General features: G+C 71.4%; 15 protein-coding genes. 8 read left to right on the plus strand and 7 right to left on the minus strand.

Translation table 11 applies throughout. From position 1 onward, the window contains the following. Window positions 1–52: 52 nt before the first annotated feature. Together groL and groES are read right to left on the minus strand one after the other, a co-directional pair. On the minus strand, window positions 53–1,699 hold the full coding sequence (gene groL / locus ACESM1_RS01080) for a chaperonin GroEL (protein ID WP_372616921.1): 1,647 nt from the start codon (window positions 1,697–1,699) through the stop codon (window positions 53–55). 66 nt (window positions 1,700–1,765) lie between these two features. Further along, the gene (gene groES, locus ACESM1_RS01085) at window positions 1,766–2,077 is read right to left on the minus strand and encodes a co-chaperone GroES (protein ID WP_372616922.1); all 312 of its coding nucleotides are present in this window, start codon (window positions 2,075–2,077) and stop codon (window positions 1,766–1,768) included. A gap of 359 nt (window positions 2,078–2,436) precedes the next feature. On the opposite strand from groES, the gene ACESM1_RS01090 reads away from it, so the two are divergent. Then, a complete protein-coding gene (locus ACESM1_RS01090) occupies window positions 2,437–2,721 on the plus strand; it encodes an usg protein (RefSeq protein ID WP_372616924.1) in 285 nt (94 codons plus the stop codon). A gap of 484 nt (window positions 2,722–3,205) precedes the next feature. Here the strand turns inward: ACESM1_RS01090 and ACESM1_RS01095 are convergent, their stop codons facing one another. Together ACESM1_RS01095 and ACESM1_RS01100 are read right to left on the minus strand one after the other, a co-directional pair. Continuing rightward, window positions 3,206–3,892, minus strand: coding sequence for a TVP38/TMEM64 family protein (locus ACESM1_RS01095; RefSeq protein WP_372616925.1), 687 nt, complete (start codon window positions 3,890–3,892; stop codon window positions 3,206–3,208). A gap of 18 nt (window positions 3,893–3,910) precedes the next feature. Then, on the minus strand, window positions 3,911–4,729 hold the full coding sequence (locus tag ACESM1_RS01100; RefSeq protein ID WP_372616926.1) for a glycosyltransferase: 819 nt from the start codon (window positions 4,727–4,729) through the stop codon (window positions 3,911–3,913). Between the two features lie 138 nt (window positions 4,730–4,867). Between ACESM1_RS01100 and ACESM1_RS01105 the strand changes: the two genes are divergently transcribed. The 7 genes from ACESM1_RS01105 to ACESM1_RS01135 all read left to right on the plus strand — a co-directional run bounded on the left by ACESM1_RS01105 (window position 4,868) and on the right by ACESM1_RS01135 (window position 14,497). Further along, on the plus strand, window positions 4,868–5,995 hold the full coding sequence (locus ACESM1_RS01105) for a COX15/CtaA family protein (RefSeq protein ID WP_372616928.1): 1,128 nt from the start codon (window positions 4,868–4,870) through the stop codon (window positions 5,993–5,995). Continuing rightward, entirely contained in the window at window positions 5,992–9,375 is a 3,384-nt protein-coding gene (locus tag ACESM1_RS01110) for a PAS-domain containing protein (RefSeq protein ID WP_372616930.1), read from the plus strand. The genes ACESM1_RS01105 and ACESM1_RS01110 overlap by 4 nt, the downstream gene beginning before the upstream one ends. A 19-nt stretch (window positions 9,376–9,394) precedes the next feature. Continuing rightward, window positions 9,395–10,834, plus strand: a complete 1,440-nt coding sequence (tldD, locus tag ACESM1_RS01115; RefSeq protein WP_372617317.1) for a metalloprotease TldD — start codon at window positions 9,395–9,397, stop codon at window positions 10,832–10,834. A 43-nt stretch (window positions 10,835–10,877) separates the two neighbouring features. After that, complete coding sequence (locus ACESM1_RS01120; RefSeq protein WP_372616932.1) at window positions 10,878–11,273, plus strand: cupin domain-containing protein; 396 nt, start codon at window positions 10,878–10,880, stop codon at window positions 11,271–11,273. Between the two features lie 145 nt (window positions 11,274–11,418). Then, on the plus strand, window positions 11,419–12,696 hold the full coding sequence (locus tag ACESM1_RS01125; protein WP_372616934.1) for an ABC transporter substrate-binding protein: 1,278 nt from the start codon (window positions 11,419–11,421) through the stop codon (window positions 12,694–12,696). A 74-nt stretch (window positions 12,697–12,770) separates the two neighbouring features. Next, window positions 12,771–13,652 (plus strand): carbohydrate ABC transporter permease, encoded by an 882-nt coding sequence (locus ACESM1_RS01130; RefSeq protein WP_372616936.1) that lies wholly within the window; start codon window positions 12,771–12,773, stop codon window positions 13,650–13,652. A gap of 26 nt (window positions 13,653–13,678) precedes the next feature. Further along, window positions 13,679–14,497 carry a carbohydrate ABC transporter permease gene (locus ACESM1_RS01135; RefSeq protein ID WP_411278354.1) on the plus strand — a complete coding sequence of 273 codons (819 nt, stop codon included), beginning with the start codon at window positions 13,679–13,681 and terminating at the stop codon, window positions 14,495–14,497. On the opposite strand, the gene ACESM1_RS01140 is transcribed toward ACESM1_RS01135, so the two are convergent. From ACESM1_RS01140 to iolD, 3 genes are read right to left on the minus strand one after another with little or no spacing between them, the layout of a single operon-like run. Next, complete coding sequence (locus tag ACESM1_RS01140; protein ID WP_372616937.1) at window positions 14,498–16,165, minus strand: Na/Pi cotransporter family protein; 1,668 nt, start codon at window positions 16,163–16,165, stop codon at window positions 14,498–14,500. It lies immediately after the preceding gene. A 15-nt stretch (window positions 16,166–16,180) separates the two neighbouring features. Beyond that, window positions 16,181–17,068 (minus strand): myo-inosose-2 dehydratase, encoded by an 888-nt coding sequence (gene iolE / locus ACESM1_RS01145; RefSeq protein ID WP_372616938.1) that lies wholly within the window; start codon window positions 17,066–17,068, stop codon window positions 16,181–16,183. A 2-nt stretch (window positions 17,069–17,070) separates the two neighbouring features. After that, complete coding sequence (gene iolD / locus ACESM1_RS01150; protein ID WP_372616939.1) at window positions 17,071–18,909, minus strand: 3D-(3,5/4)-trihydroxycyclohexane-1,2-dione acylhydrolase (decyclizing); 1,839 nt, start codon at window positions 18,907–18,909, stop codon at window positions 17,071–17,073. Window positions 18,910–18,925: the final 16 nt, after the last annotated feature.

Raw genomic sequence — 18,925 nt, forward strand, 5'->3', positions numbered from 1 at the left:
AGGGGCGGGCCTTGCGGCCCGCCCCCCCTCACGCACTCCGATCCGAGTTGGATCAGAAGTCCATGCCGCCCATGCCGCCCATGTCGCCGCCGCCACCGCCGGCCGGGGCCGACTTGCGCTCGGGGCGCTCGGCGACCATCGCCTCGGTGGTGATCAGCAGCGAAGCGACCGAAGCCGCATCCTGCAGTGCCGTACGCACGACCTTGGTCGGGTCGATGATGCCGGCCTCGACCAAGTCCTTGTACTCGTCCTTCTGCGCGTCGTAGCCGTAGGACGCACCGTCGTTGCGGAGGATCTCACCCGCCACGACCGCGCCGTCCTTGCCGGCGTTCTCGGCGATCTGCTTCAGCGGCGCCTGGATCGCGCGGCGCACGATCTCGATGCCGACCTGCTCGTCGTTGTTGGTGCCCTTGAGGCCGCCGAGCTTCGTGGAGGCGCGCAGCAGCGCAACGCCGCCGCCCGGCACGATGCCTTCCTCGACCGCGGCGCGGGTCGCATGCAGCGCGTCGTCGACGCGGTCCTTGCGCTCCTTCACCTCGACCTCGGTGGAGCCGCCCACGCGGATCACCGCCACGCCGCCCGCGAGCTTCGCCAGGCGCTCCTGCAGCTTCTCGCGGTCGTAGTCCGAGGTGGTCTCCTCGATCTGCGCCTTGATCTGCTCGCAGCGGCCCTGGATCTCCTCCTTGGAGCCGGCGCCGTCGACGATCGTGGTGTTCTCCTTCTCGATGCGGACGGTCTTCGCCTTGCCCAGCATGTTGAGGGTGACGTTCTCGAGCTTGATGCCGAGATCCTCGGAGATCACCTGGCCGCCGGTGAGGATCGCGATGTCCTCGAGCATCGCCTTGCGGCGATCACCGAAGCCCGGCGCCTTCACCGCCGCGACCTTCAGGCCGCCGCGCAGCTTGTTGACGACGAGCGTGGCCAGAGCCTCGCCCTCGACGTCCTCGGCCACGATCACCAGCGGACGGCCCGACTGCACCACCGCCTCGAGCAGCGGAAGCATGGGCTGCAGGCCCGACAGCTTCTTCTCGAAGATGAGGATGTAGGGGTTGTCCATCTCGGCGATCATCTTCTCCGCATTCGTGATGAAATACGGGGAGACGTAGCCGCGGTCGAACTGCATGCCCTCGACGACGTCGAGCTCGGTCTGGATGCTCTTGGCTTCCTCGACCGTGATGACGCCCTCGTTGCCGACCTTCTCCATCGCCTTGGCGATCATCTCGCCAATCTCGGACTCGCCGTTGGCCGACAGCGTGCCGACCTGGGCGACCTCGGCGGAGGTCGTGATCTTCTTGGTGTTGGCCTCGAGGTACTTCACCACCTCGGCCACGGCCTTGTCCACGCCGCGCTTGAGGTCCATCGGGTTCATGCCGGCGGCCACGGCCTTGGCGCCCTCGCGGACGATGGCCTGGGCCAGCACGGTCGCGGTGGTGGTGCCGTCGCCAGCGATGTCGTTGGTCTTCGAGGCCACTTCGCGCACCATCTGGGCGCCCATGTTCTCGAACTTGTCGGCCAGCTCGATCTCCTTGGCGACGGTTACGCCGTCCTTGGTGATCCGCGGCGCGCCGAAGCTCTTGTCGAGCACCACGTTGCGGCCCTTCGGGCCGAGCGTGACCTTCACCGCGTCGGCGAGGATGTCAACGCCGCGGAGCATCCGCTCACGCGCGCTGGCGCCGAACTTCACGTCCTTTGCAGCCATGTTCTTCCGTTCCTTATGTCGAGGTTGGGTTCGAGATCAGCCGAAGCCTTGGCCTGGAGCCGGACCTCAGGCCGCCTTCGCGACGGAAGGGTTCTCGAGGATCCCCATGATGTCGGACTCCTTCATGATCAGGAGCTCCTCACCATCGAGCTTCACCTCGGTGCCCGACCACTTGCCGAACAGGATGCGGTCGCCCGCCTTCACGTCGAGCGCGCGCAGCTCGCCCTTGTCGTTCAGCGTGCCGGAGCCGACGGCGATGACCTCGCCTTCCTGCGGCTTTTCCTTGGCGGTGTCGGGGATGATGATGCCTCCCGCGGTCTTCTCTTCGGCCGTCACGCGGCGAACGAGAACGCGGTCGTGCAGGGGACGGAACTTCATACAATCCTCTCCTGACTGCTTCCAATTGAGTGGCAAGCTCTTCCGGAGATACGCGGGCCGCGCGCACGGCACCACCGCCGCCCGGACCCACCGCCACCAGGCCCATTCCGGCGCCCGCTAGCACTCCCCCCAGAGGAGTGCCAGAGATCTAGGCCAGAGCCAGCCCGCGGTCAAGCGGCGGCAGCACTCTCGGTGTGCGAGTGCTAATGCATTGAACCCGCACGTTTTTCTTGCATTGCCCCCTGTCCGTCATGCCATGATTCCCACCCCGTCAAGGCGCGGGACGCAGCCACGATGGGAACAAGGAAGGAACAGCACGGCGCAAGCCGGACGCGACAGGATCAGAGGACAGGAGCAAGATGGATCTCAGTGGTCTCCAGGGTCTCGCCCGCTATCCCCTCTACGCCGACTGGCGGCTGACCACGGCCGAGTTGCTCTACCACATGCCGGACCATCCGGGCCTGCTGCAGAGCTTCATCTGGCAGAAGCACGATCTGGCGCCCGGCTTTCCGGAGCTCGCCCGCTTCCTCGATTTCTGGCGCCGTGAGATCGAGGCGCCGCTGCATTCCGTCCGCGTCGCCTCCGCCGCGCTGACCCGGCCGGCGGAGCTGCGCTATGCCGGGGGCCAGTTCACCCTGCATTAGGTCGCGCGCCAGCCGCCACGCCCGGGCCATGGCGGCTTGGGCGCCCGGCCGACCGGTTCCGCATCCGCATCGGCATCCCTCCGCGCATCGCCGCGTTCGCCTTGCATGCCAACGACTGCCCACACCGCGGCAGTGATCAGGAGGCTTGCATGGCGACCAAAGGCGAACCCTACGATCCCGCAAAGTCAGGTGCGTATCCCGCGACCACGCCCTATTACCGCCGCCGGTCCAGCTGGGTCTGGGCGATCTTCGCGATCATCGTGGTGGCGCTGCTGATCTGGTGGCTCTGGCCCACCACCGAAACCGTGTCCCCGACGGCACCTGCGACCGTTCCCCCCGCCGCCGTGGCACCCCCGCCTCCGGCGGGCGTAGCGCCCCCGCCCGCCGCCCCGGCTCCGGCACCCGCACCGGCCCAGTAGGCCGACGCCCGCAACGCCGCGCCTCGGCGCGCATCGGCACCGCCGACGCGCCGGGGCGCGGCCCGTTACGCTCCCTCGCTGCTCTCCAGCGCGCGCGCCGCCCGGTGGCGGCGTAGCAGCCACACACTGATCGCTACCGAAGCCGCGAGCAGCACGCCCGCCAGCACCAGCTGCCACGCCCCCTCCACCCGTACCCCCTTGCCGAGCAGCGCGAAGACCAGCGTCTGCGGCAGGTAGCCGAGGGCAGAGCCCAGCAGGAACGGCACCAGCCGCAGCCCCGCCATCCCCGCCAGCAGGTTCAGCGCCAGATTGTTGCCGACCGGCAGCAGGCGCAGCGCCAATGTCGCCTCGAAGGGGCTGCCGGCCAGCACGTCGCGCAATGGCCGCAGCCTATGCCCGAACCTGCCTCGCAGCCGCCGCTCCGCCCAATCCCGCCCAAGCATCCGCGCCCAGCCATAGGCCGCGGCGCACCCCAGCAACTGCGCCGCCAGCCCGAGCGCGGTGCCGAGCACGGTCCCGAAGGCATAGCCGCCCAGGAAGGCCACCCCCTGCCGCGGCAGTCCCGCCGCGGTCAGCGCCGCGCCGACCGCGGTGAAGACCACCTCGCCCCAGAGCCCCTCGTCGCGGATGGAGGCGTCCACCCAGGCGGTGCCGGGCACCCCGCCGAGCTCGCGCAGCAGCACGCCGGAGGCCAGCAGGCCCGCAGCCAGCAGCAGCAACTTCAGCAGCGCCCACCGGGGGCCGCGCTCCACCGCGTCCGCCATCCGCGGTCAGCGCGGCGGCGCCAGCCGCGGCTCGGTGGCGCCCTGGATGAGCCGCTCCGCGACGGGGCGCTTCCAGCGCCGCTGCAGCCAGATCAAGCCGAGCATGTCGGCGATGCTCACCGCCAGCCGGTCCAGCGTGCCGTACTTCGACACGCCGCGGATGCGGGGGCGATGGTTCACCGCCTCGCTCACCACCCGCCCGCCCTGGCGCAGCACCAGCGCCGGAAGGTAGCGGTGCATGTGGTCGAAGCGCGGCAGATCGAGGAACAGCGCGCGTGGGAACACCTTCAGGCCGCAGCCGGTATCGGGCGTCGCATCGCCCAGCAGCCGTGCCCGCACCTTGTTGGCGACCCGGCTGGTCACCCGCTTCACGCCGCTGTCCTTGCGGCTGATGCGGTGCCCGGCCACCAGCACGCCGTCGCCGCCCGCCGCTTCCGACCGCGCCCGCGCCCAGAGCCGGGGAATGTCCGCGGGATCGTTCTGGCCGTCACCGTCGAGCGTGGCGATCCAGCCGGCGCGCGCCGCCCGCACGCCGCTCACCACCGCCGCCGACTGCCCGCAGGAGGCGGCATGCCGCAATGCCACCAGCGGGAAGCGGCCCATCGCCTCCGCCAGCCGCAACGCGGTATCGTCGGAGGAGCCGTCATCCACGCAGACCACCTCATAGCGTGTGCCGGCCAGCGCTGCGTCGATCTCGGCCAGCAGAGGCAGCACGTTCGGCCCCTCGTTGCGCATCGGGATGACCACCGAGAGCAGCGGGTCGGCCGGCGCGCTGGCGTCAAGGTCGCTCGGCGCCGGATCGGCGGAGCGGTTCCCGACGGGCACCGGAGCGGCGCCGGAAGCAGGCCGGTCCGGCCCCGGTGCAAGGTCTGGGGCCATGGAGGGCGGGGTAGCAGGGGGCTGCCCGCGCGGCAAGCAGCGCCGCCATTCCCCACGAACAGGGAGCCAAGGTGGGGCGAAGGTGTGGGCGAGCGCACAACCTATCCCTATTATAGTTTCATGCCGTTCGACGCCCGCTCCCTGCCCCCGCCCAAGGCCGAGCCCACGGTCCGGCGCGATGCCCGCGCCGTGGCGCGCTGGCTGCTGGGCGTTGCCGGCCTGGTCTGGATCATGGTGGCGATCGGCGGCGCCACACGGCTGACCGGCTCGGGCCTCTCGATCATGGAATGGGCGCCGCTCTCCGGCGCATTGCCGCCGCTGACCGAAGCGGAATGGACCCGCCTCTACGAACTCTATCGCACGATCCCGCAATACGCCCTGGTCAACCAGGGGTTCGGGCTGGAGGGCTTCAAGGAGATCTTCTGGCTGGAATGGATCCACCGGCAATGGGGCCGGCTGATCGGGCTGGCCTATCTCGCCGGCTTCCTCTGGTTCTGGCTGCGCGGTCGCATCCCGGCGGGATACAAGCCGCGGCTGCTCGGCCTGCTGGCGCTCGGCGGGCTGCAGGGGGCGATCGGGTGGTACATGGTCGCCTCCGGCTTCGACTCCGACCGCACCGAGGTCTCGCCGTACCGGCTGGTGATCCATCTCGGCCTGGCACTGGTTATCTACGCGGCCCTGTTGTGGACCGCGCTCGGCCTGCTGCGCCCGGAACCGGAAGCACCCGCCGCCGCGCGCCCGGTGCGGCGGATGGTCCAGGTCACCGCCTGGTGCGTGGCGGCGGCGATGCTGGCCGGCGGCTTCGTCGCCGGCACGCGCGCCGGGTTCACATGGAACACCTTCCCGTTGATGGATGGCGCGCTGTTTCCCGGCGGACTGCTCGCGCTCGATCCCTGGTGGCGGAACCTGACCGCCAATCTGCTCGCCGTGCAGTTCAACCACCGGCTGCTGGCCACGCTGGCGGCGCTGACGGCGGCCGGCGCGGTGTGGGCCGCCTGGCGGCGCCTGCCGCCCGGCCGGGCACGCCACGCCGTGTTCGGGCTCGGCGCCACGGTCGCGCTGCAATACGCGCTCGGCGTCGCGACGCTGCTCTGGGTGGTGCCGGTCTCGCTCGGCACGCTGCACCAGGCCACCGCGGTGCTGGTGCTCACCGCGGCCTTGCTGGCGCTGCACGCGCTGCGCCCCGCGCCGCCGGCTGCCCGCGCCGCATGAGTGCCGCCCCGATCGAGCTGCGCGTACTCGACGCACTGCCGCAGGCGGTGAGCGTGGTGGATGAGGCCGGGCGCCTCGCCTACGCCAACTCCGCCTTCTGGCGCGACGCGGGCGTGGAGCGTGCGGCGTGCCCGGTCGGTAGCCCGCTGCGCGACCTGGTGCGGCTGCTCGCCTATCGCGGCCTCTACGGCGCCGGCGACCCCGAGGCGCAGGTGGCCGCCGTTCTCGCGCTGGACCGCAGCCGCCCGAGCCGACGCCAGATCGGCCTGCCTGACGGCTCCCGCAGCTTCGAGACGATGTCCGTGCCGCTCGATGGCGGCGGCTTCGTCAATGTCGCGCACGACGTCACCGCCCTGGTCCGCGGGCGGGAGGAGCAGGCGGCGCGCGCCAGGCTGCTGGAGACGACGCTCTTCGGGCTGCGCGGCGGCGTGCTGCGGATGGATGCCGAGCTGCACATCGCGCTGTTCAACCCGGCCTACGAGGCGCTGCTCGGCCTGCCCGGGGGCACGCTGCGGCCCGGCATGACCCTGCAGGAGGTGTTCGAGCTGCTGGATGCGCGCGGCGAGTTCGCGACGCCCGGCACGGCGGCGGAAAGCGCCGCGCGCGTCGCCGGCAACCGCGATCGGCCGGTCAGCCGCCAGCGCCAGCGCCCGACCGGCACGGTGCTGCGCTTCGACAGCCAGCCAACCGCCGATGGCGGCTTCCTCACCGAGGTTGCCGACGTCACCGCCTTGAAGCGCGCCGAGGACGAGGCGCGGCGCCGCGCCGCCCTGCTCGACGGCGTGCTGGATGCGCTGCCGCACGGCGTCTGCGTCTACGGCCCCGATCGCCGGGTGCAGATGTTCAACCGCGCCTATGCACAGATGATGGACGGCGTCGGCGTCACGCGAGGCGAGACGCTGGAGGCGGTACTCGCCCGCCGCCTGGCGCAGGGCGAATACGACGAGGCCACCGTCGCACGCATCCGCGCCCGCTTCGCACCCGGTGCCGCCGACTTGCCGGTCATGCGCCGGGTGCGCCCGAATGGCATGGCGATCGAGAACAGCATGGCGGCGCTGCCGGATGGCGGCGTCATCTCGGTGTTCACCGATGTCACCGCGCTGCACCGGGCGGAGGAGGCAGCCCGCCAGCGTGCGGCGCTGCTCGACGGCGTGGTGGACGCGATGCCGCACGGCGTCTGCGTCTACGGCGCCGACCGCCGCGTCGCCATGTTCAACGAGGCCTATCGCCGCATCATGCAGGGCGCGGAGATCGCGGTCGGCGACCACATCGACCTGGTGGTGGCGCGCCGCATCGCCGAGGGCGAGTTCGACGCCGACTATGCCGCCATCACGATGGCGCGCAGCCATGTCCCCACCGGCCGCAGCGAGGAGGTGGTGCGCCGCCGGCCCAACGGCACCGTGATTTCCATCCGCACCGCGAAGCTGCCCGATGGTGGCCACATCTCCGTGGTCACCGACGTCACCGCTCTGCACCACGCGGAGGAGGCGGCGCGGGAGCGGGCCGAGCTGCTCGACGCCGTGCTGGACGCATTGCCCGAAGGCGTCGTGGTGTACGGCCCCGACAGGCGGGCGCGCATGACCAACCCCGCCTATCGCCGGCTGCTCGGCGACGCCGCGATCCGCATCGGCGAAAGCTTCGAGGAGCTCGCGGATCGCCACATCGCAATGGGCGAGCAGGCGCCCGAGATCGCCGAGGCGCTGGTGCGTCGGCATCACGGCCCGGCGGCCGGCGCGGCGGAACCGATCCGCCGCATCCGCAAGGACGGCACCGCCATCGTCACCCGAGCCGGGCGGCTGCCGGATGGCGGCCACATCGCGGTGCTCAGCGATATCACGCGGCTGCACCGCGCCGAGGAGGAGCTGCGCCGACGCGCCGCCATGCTGGAGGCGAGCTTCGCCTCCATGCGCCACGGCATCGCGATCTTCGGTCCCGACCGCCGCCTGCTGGCCGCGAACGATCGCACCCCGGCACTGACCGGCGTGCCGAAGGAGCGCTACCTGCCCGGCCGGCTGTTCGATGAGCTGGTGGACGAGCAGGTTGCCCATGGCGTGCTGACACCCGCGCGCGGCGAGGTCGCGAAGGCGGTGGACCGCAGCAAGCCACATCGCTTCGTACGCGACTCGGACGGCCGGGTGGTCGAGATCCTCTCAGATCCGACCGCGGATGGCGGCTTCGTCGTCACCTTCGCCGACGTCACCGCGCTGCACCGCGCGGAGGCGGCGCTGCGCCAGCGCGCGGCGATGCAGGCGGCGATGCTCGGCACGATCCGCCACGGGATCGTCCTCTACGGCCCCGATCGCCGCGCGCTCGCGACCAATGCCAAGACCTACGAGTTGACCGGCATGCCGCCCGACCGGCCGATGACCGGGCGGCTGATGGACGAGCTGGTGGACGAGCAGGTGGCGCGCGGCCAGATCGACCCGCCGCAGGCCGCCGCGATGAAGGCGATGGATCGCAGCCGGCCGCAACGATACACCCGCTGGCGCACCGATGGGCGCGTGCTCGACACCGTCTCCGAGCCGACGCCCGATGGCGGCTTCGTCATCACCTATTCCGACGTCACGGAGGAGCGCACCATCCGCGCCGAGCTGGAGCGCGCGCGCGCCCAGGCGGAGGCCGCCTCCGAGGCCAAGTCCCGCTTCCTCGCCACCATGAGCCATGAGCTGCGCACGCCGCTCAATGCGGTGATCGGCCTGTCGGAGGCGATCGGGCTGGATCCCGACCGCCCCCGTACCGAGGAATACGCGGCGATGATCAACGCCGCCGGGCGGCAGCTGCTGCGCCTGGTGGACGACATCCTCGATGTGGCGCGCAGCGACACCGGCCGCCTGGCCGCGGCGACGGAGCCGGTGGCGCCCGCCGCGGTGATCGCCGCCGTCGCCGAGGCCTTCGCGCCGGCCGCCACCGAGGCCGGCCTGACACTGCGCACCGAGCTGCCACCGCGCCTGCCACAACTGCGCGGCGACGCGCGGCGGCTGCGGCAGGCACTGGAGAAGCTGCTGTCCAACGCGGTGAAGTTCACCCCGGCCGGCGGATCCATCACGGTCTCCGCCGCCGTCGGGGAGGAGGGGCTCGCCATCCGGGTCGCCGATACCGGCATCGGCATCCCGCCCACCGAGCGTGAGCGGATGTTCGAGCCCTTCACGCAGCTGGACAGTTCGCTTGCGCGCCGTTTCCAGGGATCGGGCCTCGGCCTGCATCTCGCGCGCAGCCTGGCCGTTGCACTCGGGGGCACGCTGACGCTCGATGCGCCCCAGGAGCCGGGCGAGAAGCTGGGCGAGGGGCCGGGCACCGTGGCCGTGCTTCGCTTCCCACCCGAACGGCTGATCGCCGCGCCCGAAGCGGTGCCCGTTGCCGCCGGCACGCTGCCGGCCTGAACCCTGTTTCCTGCCGAGGATCCACGCTGTGACCGACGCGCTCACCGCCACCGACACCCTGTTTTTCTCCACCCTTGACCGTGCCGCCGCGGAACGCTTCGCCGCCGAGGCCGCGCAGGGCGCCGAGGATGGAGAGCTGTTCCTGGAGCATCGCGAAAGCGAGGCGATCAGCATGGAGGATGGCCGCATCCGCAGCGCCTCCTTCGACGCGACGCGCGGCTTCGGCCTGCGCAGCGTGGCCGGGGAGGCCGCAGGCTACGCACATGCCGCCGAACTGAGCGAGGCCGCGCTGGCGCGCGCCGCGGAGACGGTGAAGGCGGTGGCCGCCGGCCATTCCGGCACGCTGGACGTCGCGCCGCGCGCCACCAATGCGCGGCTCTACTCCGACCTGAACCCGCTCAACGCCATGGAATTCAGCGCCAAGACCGCGCTGCTGGCCGAGATCGACGCCTATGCCCGCGCCAAGGACCCGCGCGTCAAGCAGGTGATGGCGAGCATCTCCGGCGAGTGGCAGGCGGTGCAGATCCTGCGCCCCGATGGCCGCCGCGTCGCCGATCTCCGCCCGCTGGTGCGGATGAACGTCACCGTGGTGGTGGAGGCGAATGGCCGGCGCGAGACCGGCAGCTTCGGCGCCGGCGGCCGCTTCGCCTATGACCGCGTGCTGGGCGAGGCGAATTGGAAGGCCGCGGCCGACGAGGCGCTGCGCCAGGCGCTCGTCAACCTCGAGGCGGTGCCCGCGCCGGCCGGCGAGATGGAGGTGGTGCTCGGCGCCGGCTGGCCCGGGATCCTGCTGCACGAGGCGATCGGCCATGGGCTGGAGGGCGACTTCAACCGGAAGAAGACGTCGGCCTTTGCCGGCCTGCTCGGAAGCCGCATCGCCTCGCCCGGCGTGACCGTTGTGGATGACGGCACCATCCCCGACCGCCGCGGCTCGCTCACCGTGGATGACGAGGGCACGCCTTCCGCCCGCAACGTGCTGATCGAGGACGGCATCCTGGTCGGCTTCCTGCAGGACCGGCAGAATGCGCGCCTGATGGGCGTGCAGCCCACCGGCAACGGGCGGCGCCAGAGCCACGCGCACATCCCGATGCCGCGCATGACCAACACCGTGATGCTCGGCGGCGCGCATGAGCCGGGCGAGATCATCGCCAGCGTCAAGCGCGGCATCTATGCGGTGAATTTCGGCGGCGGGCAGGTGGACATCACCTCCGGCAAGTTCGTGTTCAGCGCCAGCGAGGCCTACCTGATCGAGGATGGGAAGCTCGGCGCACCGGTGAAGGGCGCGACGCTGATCGGCAACGGGCCGGACGCGCTGACCAAGGTGGCGATGGTCGGCAACGACATGGCGCTCGACCCCGGCATCGGCACCTGCGGCAAGCAGGGTCAGGGCGTGCCGGTGGGTGTCGGCCAGCCGACGCTGAAGATGACCGGGCTCACCATCGGCGGCACGGCGGTCTGACCTGCCGGCGCGCCGCGTCGCGTCGCAGCGGAGGAGACATCGCATGGACATCAGGCGAGCCGGCTCACGGCCTTCCGCGAAGGCCCCGGCGGAGTACTTCACCGGCCATGTCCGCCTCGATCCGCTGGTCGAGGCGCCCGATCCGGCGCGAATCGTCGCCGTCAGCGTCACCTTCGAGCCGGGCGCCCGCACGGCGTGGCACACCCATCCGCTCGGCCAGACCGTGATCGTCACCGCCGGCCTCGGCTGGGCGCAGCGCGAGGGCGGGCCGGTCGAGGAGATCCGGCCCGGCGACGTCGTCTGGTTCCCGCCGGGCGAGAAGCACTGGCACGGCGCGACCGCCACCACCGGCATGACGCATATCGCAATCCAGGAGAGGCTCGACGGCCAGACCGCCGAGTGGCTGGAGCCGGTGAGCGAGGCCCAGTACGGCACATGACGCAGGGCGCATGATCCACCGCGCCTGACGCGCCCATCCAGCTGGCGGTGCGGCATCACGAACGCGTGCGGCGTTCAGCCCTTGGCTGGTCATGGCGTTCCGCTTCCGCCACCCGTTCAACGCGGGAGCGCAAGGGAGAAGATGCATGCGGAAAGCTCTGCTGGCGGCGCTGGTGTCCTGCACGCTTGCCGGCGCGTGGCTCACGCCCATGCGCGCCGCCGCCCAGGTCACCATCTCCATCTCCTGCAGCGCGCTCGGCATCGAGGCGCGGCTGTGCCGCGAGGGTGCGGAGGCCTGGGCGCAGCGCACCGGCAACCAGGTGCGCCTGGTCTCCACGCCGAACAGCGGGACGGAGCGCCTGGCGCTTTATCAGCAGCTGCTCGCTGCGCGCTCACCGGATATCGACGTGTTCCAGGTGGACGTGGTCTGGCCCGGCATCCTGGCGAGCCACCTGCTCGACCTCAGCGGCAAGATCGACGTCTCCGGCCATTTTGAGGAGGTGGTGCGCAACAACACGGTGGATGGAAAGCTGGTCGCCATCCCGTGGTTCGTCAGCGCCGGCCTGCTCTACTACCGTCGCGACCTGCTGGAGCAGCACGGCGCCGAGGTGCCGGAGACCTGGCAGCAGCTGACCGAGACCGCCGGGCGCGTGATGCAGGCCGAACGCGCCGCCGGCAATGATCGGATGTGGGGTCATGTCTTCCAGGGCCGCGCCTATGAGGGGCTGACGGTGAACGGCATCGAGTGGCTCGCCAGCCACAATGCCGGGCGCATCGTGGAACCCGATGGCAGCGTCTCGGTGGACAATCCGCGCGCCGTGCAGGCGCTCACGCTGGCGCGGTCCTGGATCGAGCGTATCACGCCGCTCGGCGTGCTGAACTACGCCGAGGAGGAATCGCGCGGCGTGTTCCAGTCCGGCAACGCCGTCTTCATGCGCAACTGGCCCTATGCCTGGCCGCTGCTGAACGCCGAGGACAGCCCGGTGCGCGGCAAGGTGGGCGTCGCGGTGCTGCCGCGGGGCGCAGTGCAGGGTGGCGTGCATGCTGCGGGGCTCGGTGGGGAGCAGCTTGCCGTGTCGCGCTACACGGCGCATCCCGAGCAGGCGGTCGATCTGGTGCGCTACCTGACGAGCCGCGAGGAGCAGAAGCGCCGCGCGATCGCCGGCGCCTTCACGCCGAGCATCGTGGCCCTCTACGAGGATGAGGAGGTGCTGGCGCCCAACCCGTTCTTCCGGGATCTGGTGCCCACGCTGCGCAGCGCCGTGGCGCGCCCCTCCGGCGTGACGGGCGCGCGCTACAACCGCGTCTCGGCCGAGTTCGCCGCCGCGGTGCATGCCGTGCTTTCCGGCCAGTCGGAACCGGCCGAGGCGCTGGATCGCCTGGAGCGGCAGCTCACGCGGATCGGACGGGCCGGCCGCTGGTGAGCGCCGCAGGCGAGGCGGGCGCGGGCGCCACGGCGCCCGTGCGCCGGCCCCGCATTCGCCGCAGCGTTTCGGGCATGCAGCGGCGGCGGCGCCGCGCGGCCTGGCTGTTCCTTTCACCCATGCTGGTGGTGCTGGCGCTGGTAGCCGGCTGGCCACTGCTGCGCACCATCTACTTCGCCTTCACCGACGCGACGCTGTTCGACCTCGCCGGCCACGAGTTCCTCGGCCTGCTGAATTTCGAGCTGCTGGCGACCGATCCGGATTGGTGGCGGGCGGTGCGGAACACGCTGCTCTTCGCCACCGTCTCCGTCTCCATCGAGACGGTGCTCGGCCTGATCATCGCGCTGACGCTGAATGCGAAGCTGCGCGGCCGCGGCCCGCTGCGGGCGGCGATGCTGATCCCCTGGGCGATCCCGACCGTCGTCTCGGCGCAGATGTGGGGCTGGATGCTGCACGACCAGTACGGCGTGATCAACGCGGTGCTGCTCTCGCTCGGCATCATCGCGCAGCCCTGGGCCTGGGTGGCGGATCCCTCGCTCGCGCTGTGGTCGGTGGTGGCTGTGGATGTCTGGAAGACCACGCCCTTCATGGCGCTGCTCATCCTCGCCGCGCTGCAGCTGGTGCCCAACGACGTCTACGAGGCGGCGCGGATCGACGGCCTTGGCCCGGTCGGCATCTTCTTCCGCATGACGCTGCCGTTGATCCGGCCCGGGCTGATGGTGGCGGTGCTGTTCCGCGCGCTGGACGCGCTGCGCGTCTTCGACCTGATGTACGTGCTGACGGGCAACAGCCCGTCCACCGCCTCCATGTCGGTCTATGCGCGGCAGCAGCTGGTGGATTTCCAGGATGTCGGCATGGGCTCTGCCGCCGCCACCTTCCTGGTGCTGGTGGTGGCGGCCTGCGCCGCGCTGATCATCACCGCCGGCCGCGTCCGCTTCGACAGCACCGGGAGCTGAGGGCGATGTCGCGCGGGATGCAACGCATGCTGGGCCGCCTCGGCCTGTGGCTCGTGGTCGCGGTGATCGTGCTGTACACGGTGTTCCCCTTCTACTGGGCGGTCGTGTCCTCGCTGAAGGACGGGCAGGCGCTGTTCGGCACGGAGCTCTGGCCGCGCGACGCGGATCTGGGGAACTACGTCGCGCTGTTCCGCCAGCAGCCCTTCGGCCGCAACATCCTGAACTCCGTCTTCGTCGCGGGATCGGTGGTGGCGATCTCGCTGGTGCTGGCATCGGGCGCCGCCTATGCGCTGGGGCGCGTCAGCTTCCGCGGCCGGATGCCGCTGCTGATGGTGATCCTCTCGGTCTCGATGTTCCCGCAGGTCGCGGTGCTGTCGGGCATGTTCGAGCTGATCCGCTGGCTTGGCCTCTACAACAACCTGCTGGGCCTGACGCTGAGCTACCTGATCTTCACCCTGCCCTTCACCGTCTGGGTGATGACCACCTTCATGCGCGAACTGCCGCGGGAGCTGGAGGAGGCGGCGATGGTGGATGGCGCAACGCCGATGCAGACCATCATCCGTGTCTTCCTGCCGCTGATGGGCCCGGCGCTGGCCACCACCGGCCTGCTCGCCTTCATCGCGGCGTGGAACGAGTTCCTCTTCGCGCTGACCTTCACCCTCACCAACGAGATGCGCACGGTGCCGGTGGCGATCGCGCTGATCAGCGGCGCCTCCGCCTTCGAGCTGCCCTGGGGGCGGATCATGGCGGCCTCGGTGATCGTGACGGTGCCGCTGATCGTGCTGGTGCTGATCTTCCAGCGGCGGATCGTGGCGGGGCTGACGGCCGGCGCAGTGAAAGGTTGATCAGCCCTTCACCGCACGCTGCGGCGCGAGCCGGCTGGACAACAACTCGCCACGGCGCTCCAGCAGCGGATGCGCCACCGCCGCCAGATGCGCGCCGACCCGGCGCAGGTCGCGGATGGCATCCAGCACCAGGCCCGGCGTTGCGCCCGGCTCGCCGAGCGGGAGCGGCGCGGCGAGGGCGGCGCGGCGCGCCGCCTCGCGCTCGGTCACGCGCATCCTCTCCTTGGTCCGCACCAGGCGGCGCGCGGCCTCGGCGTCCTCGACCATGAACACCGCGACGGCCAGGCGCAGCTCCTCCAGCAGTCGCTCATGCAGCGCCGCAAGGTCGTCCCGGTCCTCTGCCGCCAGCGTCACGCCCCGGCGCAGGCGCTTGGTGGCGTGGCGCGCCACGTCGCGGCTCAGCACGTCGGCGGCATGCTCCAGCGCGATGGCGAAGGCCTGGATCTCGGCGATACGCTCCGCATCGGCATCCACCAGCTTCTCGGCGGGAATGGCGGCGAGGTAGGCCAGCACCGCGCGGTGCAGCCGGTCCACCACATCGTCCATCGTCGCCAGCGCCTTGGCGCAGTCGCGCTGCTCCTCGGTGAAGGCGCGGGCGGAGGCGTCCAGCATCCGCTCCAGCACATCGGCGATGCGCAGCACCTCGCGCCGCGCATTCGCCATGGCGACGGAGGGCATCGAAGCGGCGCCGGCATCGAGGTAGCGTGGCATCGCCTCGTCCAACTCCGGCCGCTCCGGCAGCGTGCGCGCCAGCACCCAGGCAAGCGGGCGGAGCAGCGGGAAGGCCAGCAGGCTCGTCACCAGGTTGAAGGCGAGATGCGCGTTGGCCACCAGGCGAACCGGCGCCGGATCCAGCGCCTGCATCCAGCCGGTGACCACAGGCAGGAAGGCCAGCACCAGCACGCTGCCGAGCACCCTGTTGACCAGGTTGCCGAGCGGCAGGCGCAGCCGCGCGCGCTGCCCGGCACGGCCGCCGGATTGCAGCAGCGGGTTGAGCGCGCTGCCGAGATTGGCGCCCGCCACCATCGCGATCGCCGCCTCCGCGCCGAGCACGCCGCTGCCGGCCAGTGTCGCGACGAACAGCACGCCGGCGATCGAGGAATGCGCCGCCCAGGCGATGGCGGCGGCGATCAGCAGGTTCGGCACCGGCGCATCCGCCAGCGCCGCCAGCACCTGTCCGAGCATGGGCGAGGCCTCGACCGGCGCCAGCGTCTGTACCAGCAGGTGCAGCGCAAGCAGCATCAGCCCGAGCCCGATCGCGACGCGGCCGAGGTCGCGCGTACGCGCCTGCGCGCCGGTGCGGAAGGCGACGACGCCCGAGAGGATCAGCAGCGGCGAGAGCCAGCCCACGTCGAAGGACAACAGCTGCACGATCAATGCCGTGCCGATGTTGGCCCCGAGCATCGCCGCCAGCGCCGGCACCAGCGCCACCGCGCCCGCCGCGGCGAAGGAGGCGATCATCAGCGCGGTCGCGGTGCTGCTCTGCAACGCCGCGGTCACCCCGAGGCCGGCGAGCATGGCGCGTGAAGGCCGGCCGAGCCTGGTGGCAAGCAGGACCTGCAACTTCCCGCCAAAGGCGCGCTCCACGCCGCTCTGCACCATGTGCAGGCCCCAGAGCAGCAGCGCCGCCTCGCCGGCGAGTTGCACCAGCAGGCGCAGCTCGGTCATCGGCGGGTCACCTCCTCATCCGAAGGCAGAACGCGCGAGGTGCGCCAGGTTGTCATGGCCCATGCGGGCATAGGTGAGCGGATGCGCCTTCGCCGGGTCCTGCTCCGCCTCCACCACCAGCCAGCCCGCATAGCCGGACGCGGCGAGCGGCTTCAGCGCCGCGGCGTAGTCCACGCAGCCATCGCCCGGCACGGTGAAGACGCCGGCGAGCACGGCCTCGAGGAAGGGCAGGTCGCGCGCTTTCGCCTCCGCCATCATGTCGCGGCGGATGTCCTTGCAGTGCACGTGCACGATCCGCGCGGCATGGCGCTGCGCCACCGCAACCGGATCGCCGCCGGCGAAGGTGAGGTGGCCGGTATCGAAGAGCAGGCCGACCTCCGGACCGGTGCTCGCCATCAGCCGGTCCACCTCCGCCTCGGATTCGATCACCGTGCCCATGTGGTGGTGGTAGGCGAGGTGCAGGCCGCGCGCCTTCAGCCGCCGTCCCATCTCCGCCATCCGCGGCGCGAGAACGGCCCAGTCGGCGTCCGACAGCATCGGGCGGCGCGAGAGCGGCGTGGTCCGCTCGCCATGGATGGCGCGGGACACCTCGGCATGGACCATCACGGTGCAGCCGAGCGCGGCCAGCAGCGCGATGTGCGGCTCGGCTTCCGCCAACTCGGCCTCCACATTGCGCTCCAGCAGGCGGGAGCCGTACCAGCCGGAGACGAGGTCCAGCCCGTGCCGCGCCAGGACCGGCCGCAGCTCCAACGGGGTGCGCGGGAACTTGTTGCCGAGCTCCACGCCCGCGAAGCCCGCCAGCTTCGCTTCCGCCAGGCAGGTCTCGAGCGGCGTCTCGGCGCCGAGCTCGGGCATGTCGTCATTGGTCCAGGTGAGCGGGTTGATCCCGAGGCGGACGGCCATGCTCATGCTCCTGCGCCCTGGCGCTTGCGGTTGGCCTCGTAGTCGCGCCGGGCGGTGTCCTGGGCGGGGGTCGTGGGCGCGGCGGTGACGGGCACCTCCCACCAGGCGCCGCCTTCCGCGGTGCCGGTCGCGGGGTCGGTGTCGATCACCAGCACCTGCGTTCGCTTCGCCGCCAGCGCCTTCGCCAGCGCGGCCTCCAGCGCGGCGATGCCGGCGACCTTCTGCGCCTGTGCCCCGAGCGCCGCGGCGTGCGCGGCGAAATCGACCTGCGGCGCGGCGTCGGGCAGCAGGTTGTTGAAGGGCTCGCCGCCGGTCGCGCATTGCAGGCGGCTGATGCAGCCGAAGCCGCGATTGTCGAGCACCACGATCGTCAGTTTGGCGCCGAGCGCGACCGAGGTCGCGATCTCGCTGTTCATCATCAGGTAGCTGCCGTCGCCGACCAGCACCACCACCTCGCGCGCCGGCGCGGCGAGCTTCGCACCGAGCCCGCCGGCGATCTCGTAGCCCATGCAGGAATAGCCGTATTCGAGATGATAGCTAGCCGAATCCGTGGCACGCCACAGCTTGTGCAGCTCGCCCGGCAGACCGCCGGCGGCACAGACCACGATACCGTCCTTCGGCATCGCACGGTTGACCGCGCCGAGCACCTGCGCGTCGGTCGGCAGGCCGGTTGCCTTCGGCTTCGGGGCCGCCGTCACGCGCTCCACGGTGCGATGCCAGCGCGCGGTGGCCGTAACGGCCTTCTCGTGCCAGGCGCGCGGCGCGGACCAGCGGCCGAGCGCGGTCGTGAGCGCCGCCAGGCCGCGCGCGGCATCCGCCACCAGAGGCTGCGCGCCATGCTTGTGGGCATCGAAGGCCACGACGTTGAGCGCCACCAGCCTCGCCTTGCCGAACAAGGCGCGCGACCCGGTGGTGAAGTCCTGCAGCCGCGTGCCGATGGCCAGCACCAGGTCGGCCTGTGCCGCCAGCGCATTCGCCGCTGCGCTGCCGGTGACGCCGATGGCGCCGAGATTGGCTGCGTCGTTCCAGGCGAGGCTGCCCTTGCCCGCCTGCGTCTCCGCCACCGGCACGCCATGGCGCCGCGCGAAGTCGGAGAGCAGCGCCTCCGCGCCGCTGTATTTCACGCCGCCCCCGGCGATGATCAGCGGGCGCTTCGCCGCGCGCAGCGCCGCCGCCGCCTCGCGCAGTTCCGCCGCATCCGGCTCCGGCGCGCGCGGGCGCCAGACCCGCTTGCGGAAGAACTCGGCGGGCCAGTCCAGCGCCTCGGTCTGCACATCCTGCGGGAAGGCGAGGGTGACGGGGCCGCACTCCGCCGGATCGGTCAGCACGCGCAGTGCCGCCGGCAACGCCACCAGCAGCTGCTCGGCGCGCATGATGCGGTCGAAGAAGCGGCTTACCGGGCGGAAGCAGTCATTCGCCGAGACCGTCGCATCGCCGAACGCCTCCACCTGCTGCAGCACCGGATCGGGCCGGCGGGAGGCGAAGACGTCACCCGGCAGGAACAGCACCGGCAGCCGGTTCACATGCGCCACCGCCGCCGCCGTCACCATGTTGGTCGCACCCGGCCCGATCGAGCTGGTGCAGGCCATCATCCGCCGCCGCGCATGCGCCTTGGCGAAGGCGATGGCGGCATGCGCCATGGCCTGTTCGTTGTGCGCGCGATAGGTTGGCAGCGCCCGGCGATTCGCGTGCAGCGCCGGCCCGAGGCCCGCGACATTGCCATGCCCGAAGATCGCCCAGACGCCGCCGAACAGCGGCAGGATGCGTCCGCCGAGCTCGGTCTGCTGCGCCGCCAGGAAGCGCACCGTGGCCTCGGCCGCGGTCAGGCGTAGACTGGGCATGCCTTCCCCTCGCCCC

Source organism: Falsiroseomonas sp. (assembly GCF_041690465.1).
GTDB lineage: Bacteria > Pseudomonadota > Alphaproteobacteria > Acetobacterales > Acetobacteraceae > Falsiroseomonas.

Bases quoted from the DNA above. Each gene is read 5' to 3' on its own strand.
- groL (WP_372616921.1), bottom strand. From the start codon at position 1,699: ATGGCTGCAAAGGACGTGAAGTTCGGCGCCAGCGCGCGTGAGCGGATG.
- groES (WP_372616922.1), bottom strand. From the start codon at position 2,077: ATGAAGTTCCGTCCCCTGCACGACCGCGTTCTCGTTCGCCGCGTGACG.
- ACESM1_RS01090 (WP_372616924.1), top strand. From the start codon at position 2,437: ATGGATCTCAGTGGTCTCCAGGGTCTCGCCCGCTATCCCCTCTACGCC.
- ACESM1_RS01110 (WP_372616930.1), top strand. From the start codon at position 5,992: ATGAGTGCCGCCCCGATCGAGCTGCGCGTACTCGACGCACTGCCGCAG.
- ACESM1_RS01120 (WP_372616932.1), top strand. From the start codon at position 10,878: ATGGACATCAGGCGAGCCGGCTCACGGCCTTCCGCGAAGGCCCCGGCG.
- ACESM1_RS01125 (WP_372616934.1), top strand. From the start codon at position 11,419: ATGCGGAAAGCTCTGCTGGCGGCGCTGGTGTCCTGCACGCTTGCCGGC.
- ACESM1_RS01130 (WP_372616936.1), top strand. From the start codon at position 12,771: ATGCAGCGGCGGCGGCGCCGCGCGGCCTGGCTGTTCCTTTCACCCATG.
- ACESM1_RS01135 (WP_411278354.1), top strand. From the start codon at position 13,679: ATGCTGGGCCGCCTCGGCCTGTGGCTCGTGGTCGCGGTGATCGTGCTG.
- ACESM1_RS01140 (WP_372616937.1), bottom strand. From the start codon at position 16,165: ATGACCGAGCTGCGCCTGCTGGTGCAACTCGCCGGCGAGGCGGCGCTG.
- iolE (WP_372616938.1), bottom strand. From the start codon at position 17,068: ATGGCCGTCCGCCTCGGGATCAACCCGCTCACCTGGACCAATGACGAC.
- iolD (WP_372616939.1), bottom strand. From the start codon at position 18,909: ATGCCCAGTCTACGCCTGACCGCGGCCGAGGCCACGGTGCGCTTCCTG.